Consider the following 4,641-nt stretch of genomic DNA (forward strand, 5'->3'; position numbering starts at 1 on the left):
CCAACCTATATGTACACCTATACCAATACAATGGAGGAGTACAGGAAAAATACCATTTATTTTATGGGTAAAGTAAGTTTATCAGGCAATATATATGGCTTGATAACCGGTGCCGATAGTGCAGCGGGTAAAGTAAGAAGGATATTGGGGCAGCCGTTTAACCAGTATGTAAAGCTGGAGAGCGAGCTACGCTTTTACCATAAACTTTCGCCAAATACTAAAATAGCCGCGCGTTTTATGGCCGGGGCGGGCTTGACTTATGGCAATTCCACCGTGATGCCGTACAGTCAGCAATTTTTTATAGGCGGCGCAAATAGTTTGCGCGGTTTTCAGGCACGTTCATTAGGGCCGGGAGCATATAATCCTCCAACCAATTTAACACAGGGCACTAACTTTTTACCGGACGAGTCGGGCGATATTAAAATGGAAGCCAATGTGGAACTCCGCCCAAAATTGTTCAGCATTGTTGAAGGTGCTTTATTTGCCGATGCAGGTAATATATGGCTGTTGCGTAGCAACGCCAATTTGCCGGGCGCGGCCTTTGGCAAAAACTTTTTGAGTCAGGTAGCGGCAGATGTGGGTGTAGGCTTACGTTTTAACCTTACTGTGCTGGTTTTACGTACTGACCTGGCCTTCCCTATCATCAAACCTAACCTGCCCGAAGGACAGCGTGTAGTTATTAACCAGATAGATTTTAGAGATTCAAAATGGCGCGGACAAAACCTGGTATTTAATTTGGCAATAGGGTATCCTTTTTAATTAATGTACACAATGGTAAAAATATCTCCATCATAAGCCTTTTATATTTAATAGGAGCTCCATAGTGTGCCACAATCATTACTATTAAACGTACATAGATTCATTGGGTTGTTACCGCAATACGCTTGAACCGCGTTCTGACAATCCAATACTGATCCTGCACCTTCACACGTAACCCAGACCTTTTGAGTTGGATTGTCGTACGGATTCCAAATATAGCAGCCGAATGTCGAGCCGTATCCTCCGTTAATAACTTTCATTTGCTCTTTGGTCATCGCTTTGATGCCATTCAATTTTAATTTTTTCATAATAATATAGGTTTTTATTAATTAATTATTAAAAATAATATTATTATTTAATAAAAACAAAATTACAACAATCCTAATATTTTTATATAATAGTCAATATTGATACCCCTGCCCCTGTAACTCGACAGTGATTTTTCAAGGAGGGTCAATAATTCTTTGGTAGTCATTGCTTTTCCCTTTGTAGGCGCGACTATTGGCGTGGTGGGTGCGCTGTCAATTACTTTGGTAGCCACCCACGATACATTTTCGTGCGGAATGGCTAATTGTAAAATCATGCCCGGCAAGCCGTTAAATAATTCGGGGCCACTGCTAACCCTTATTTTATCAGTATAAAATGCCACCACATATATCGAATCAGATACGATACCATTTGCCCGGCGACAGGTGTAGCCCAGTATATCGCGGGTTTCGTCGGTTAACTTCCATTTAATCTTACGCACATTATCTTTTATCAAAAACTGATCGCCCATGGCATCTTTTTGCATGATGATGGTGCCGGCTGTTAGATCAGTGTAAACCGTATTAGACGGGGCTGTCATGGGGTTAAGCTGGAAACTATTATAAGGTGTTTCGGGCAAAATAGGTGTTAATAACGTTTTATTATTATTAAAAGTAAGTGTACTGTTAAATAAGGCAAACTGAGGTTGGCTCTTTTTATATTGATCAAGTGCCGCCACCAATAACGGGTCGCCTTTTGTTCCAATTGCCTGGTTAATTACCTGGAATGTATTTACCCTTTTTTGAAATTCAATAGTGCCACTGGTAATAAAACGTGCGGTTTGCTGGGCCAATAAAACTTTGCCCGATAATAATATACAGATGATAGCAATTAATGTCTTTTTCATGATAAGGTTAGTTTTTTGCGGCAGTTGTACCAAATTTTGTAAAATCCCAGGTTACGCTAAACATAAAGTACCTCAGTATAGTGTTGTAACTGTTTTGCGTAATTCCAGTGGTAGTTACACGGCGGTTAAGGGTTGGGTTGGCGTTTAACAGGTTGTTGCCTAAAAGTGATAATTTTAGGTTATCTTCCTTTAAGAAAGTTTTGCTAAGCGAAGCATTTAAATTCGTGATATCTATCGCGTCAATGCTTTGCGTTTTGCCAGAATGGTTGTAATTTACGTCTGATGAGAGAATGAACTTTCCGGGCAGATACAATACACCCCGTGCATTTACATTCGCACCTGCTGCATTATTATTTTGGTTTGGTGTTACCGAATATCGGTTAAAGCTATAGCTTGGCCCAACCCTAAAGCCCAACTCGTATTTTTTTACTTTAGCTGTTTGCATTTGCAAACCTACGTTGTAACTGTTTTGTGTTGTTTGATTTAATGCACCATTAATATAGCCAAATCCTACGCTTCCGCTTGTGCTGGCATTTATGCCCGCGTCTATTTCCGTGCCGGTTATTCTTCTTCTGATATTAGCACCTACGCTATAGTTAAAAGGCGTATTACCTGTAATATTCACACTTTGCGTAACGGTTTTACCTGATGCTGGATCAATAGTAGTCCTGGATGCAATTGGATTTTCGGTAAAGTTAAAGTTGCCGTTTACAGAAAAAGATTGTCTGCTTATAATTTGCTGCGTTTGATAGATAGCGGTAAAACTATGTGAGAATGAGGCTTTCAGGTCCGGGTTACCAATTACAATATCAAGCGGGTTTGTATTTACCGGCACCGGTTGTAATTGATCCATATTGGGTTGGGTCATGTAACCGCTGTAGTTAAAATATATTACTTTTGTTGATGATGGCTGATACTGATACCTTGCCTGTGGGCTCCAGTTAACAAAGCTGCGTTTAAATGACCGGCCATTATATCGCTCCACTTGATCAAGATCAACAACCGATGCCCTGGCACCAAAATTTATTAACACCTTACCTTTTTTATAATTAAACACACCACCAAACTGGTTGGTTAACTGGTCAACCTTAAAGTTGTTGCTATATGTTGAGTTGAACACGTCATATTTACCTGTACCGGATTTATCAAAAGAAGGTTTGTCTGACGTGCCGTTTAGTATTCCAAGCCCATAATTAAATTGCACGGCAAAATATTTTGCCAACGGTTCGCTATAGGTCATATTACTATTAAAGGATGAGCTACGTGCAGTAATGGGTTTATACTGGTCGGTAATAGAATCAGTTGGTGTTTTAGCGGGAGAATAAATGTCATCATATAAATAGGCCTTGGTATCATTTTCCGTATACGATTCGCTCACATTCCATGAAAATGTACGGTTGGGTTTTTTAAACTTCTTGGTGTATAACGCGCTTATATTAAAAGCTTTTTGCTCAATATCACCATTGGTTCTTTTGGTCTCGCGGCTAAGCAGGTTGCCGGTCTCGCCTACAATTGTGGTTATTGCACTGCTTGCCAATGTTTGGTGCTTGGCAGTATAATCGGCACCTAATTTCAGGTTTGACGAAGTATCCAGTTTGGTTTGATAGGTAACATCAGCCTTTTGCCTGAATTGATAATTGTCAAAAGTACGATTGGTGGTCCTGTCTTGTTGAGTTCCGGGTATGGTTATTTGGTTAAATATGTTTTGATTACCGGTAACTTCTAACGAGCCTATTTTATAATTGACATTTAACGTAGCATCTTTTTTTATTTTCCCATCATAATGCGCGCCGCCTGCTCTGGCTACCGGCAAACCATTACCATTATAGTTACCATCAAACGAGTCAAGGTCATCATCGCCACTGCTAATAATAACTACACCGCCACCATCGCTAATTTGTACGTTATTGCTTGAGGCACCAATTTTTGTATTATCTGCTAAGCCTAAGCCTACTTTACCGTCAGTAGCCATTGTTCCGTATACCGAAAATTTATTTTTAGCTGTAAACTTGTTGTATATCAACTGGCTTTCGTAATAATCATCGGTACCTACACCCCCCATTACCTTACCAAAATAGCCCCGCTTTTTATCCTCCTTCAGCTTAACGTTAATGGTTTTGGTTTTTTGCCCATCGTCTATACCGGTAAACGCGGCCTGGTCACTTTTTTTATCATATATCTGTACAGAGGATACCATGTCGGCGCGTAAGTTTTGGGTAACCAGTGTGGGGTCATCTCCAAAAAATTCCTCCCCGTCTACCAATACCTTTGGTACGGCCTCGCCGTTCATGGTAATTTTACCGTTTTTATCTATCTGTATGCCGGGTATTTGTTTTAGCAGATCTTCTACCTTGGCGTTTGGTTGCACAACATAGGCTTTGGCGTTAAACTCTAATGTATCGCCCTTTATCTTTATCTCCTGCACGGGTCCCTTTATCTTAACTTCCGCCAATTGGTTACCCACAAAGTTCATATTAATATTACCGATGTCGACAACTGGTTGTGCGCCACCCAACGTAAAAGGGCGAATCTTATCCTCGTATTGCGGGTAAGTGATCAACAAAAAATATTTACCCGCAGGTAAACCGCTAACGGCAAAAGCACCGTTTTCGTTACTATAAGTAAATTTTTGCAAAACAGAATCTTTTGCGTTTAATACGCTGATGCTGGTGTTTAATTTGGCTTTGCTTACCGAATCAATGGTTGTACCTTTTACACCAAATGTGGTT

The 4,641-nt window shown here is 40.2% G+C and carries 4 protein-coding genes; 1 reads left to right on the forward strand and 3 read right to left on the reverse strand.

Annotation, left to right across the window (positions count from 1 at the left end; genetic code table 11):
• The coding region (locus tag ABI367_RS12600) for a BamA/TamA family outer membrane protein (protein WP_462231623.1) at positions 1 to 759 on the forward strand (759 nt) is incomplete at its 5' end.
• A gap of 47 nt (positions 760 to 806) precedes the next feature.
• Here ABI367_RS12600 and ABI367_RS12605 read toward each other — a convergent pair.
• From ABI367_RS12605 to ABI367_RS12615, 3 genes are all read right to left on the reverse strand, one after another.
• On the reverse strand, positions 807 to 1,067 hold the full coding sequence (locus ABI367_RS12605) for a hypothetical protein (RefSeq protein ID WP_462231625.1): 261 nt from the start codon (positions 1,065 to 1,067) through the stop codon (positions 807 to 809).
• Positions 1,068 to 1,129: 62 nt separating this feature from the next.
• Entirely contained in the window at positions 1,130 to 1,912 is a 783-nt protein-coding gene (locus tag ABI367_RS12610) for a GLPGLI family protein (RefSeq protein ID WP_462231627.1), read from the reverse strand.
• A 7-nt stretch (positions 1,913 to 1,919) separates the two neighbouring features.
• Positions 1,920 to 4,641 (reverse strand): outer membrane beta-barrel protein (locus tag ABI367_RS12615; protein ID WP_462231628.1); only part of this gene is annotated, 2,722 nt, incomplete at its 5' end.

Source organism: Mucilaginibacter sp. (genome assembly GCF_039935595.1).
GTDB lineage: Bacteria > Bacteroidota > Bacteroidia > Sphingobacteriales > Sphingobacteriaceae > Mucilaginibacter.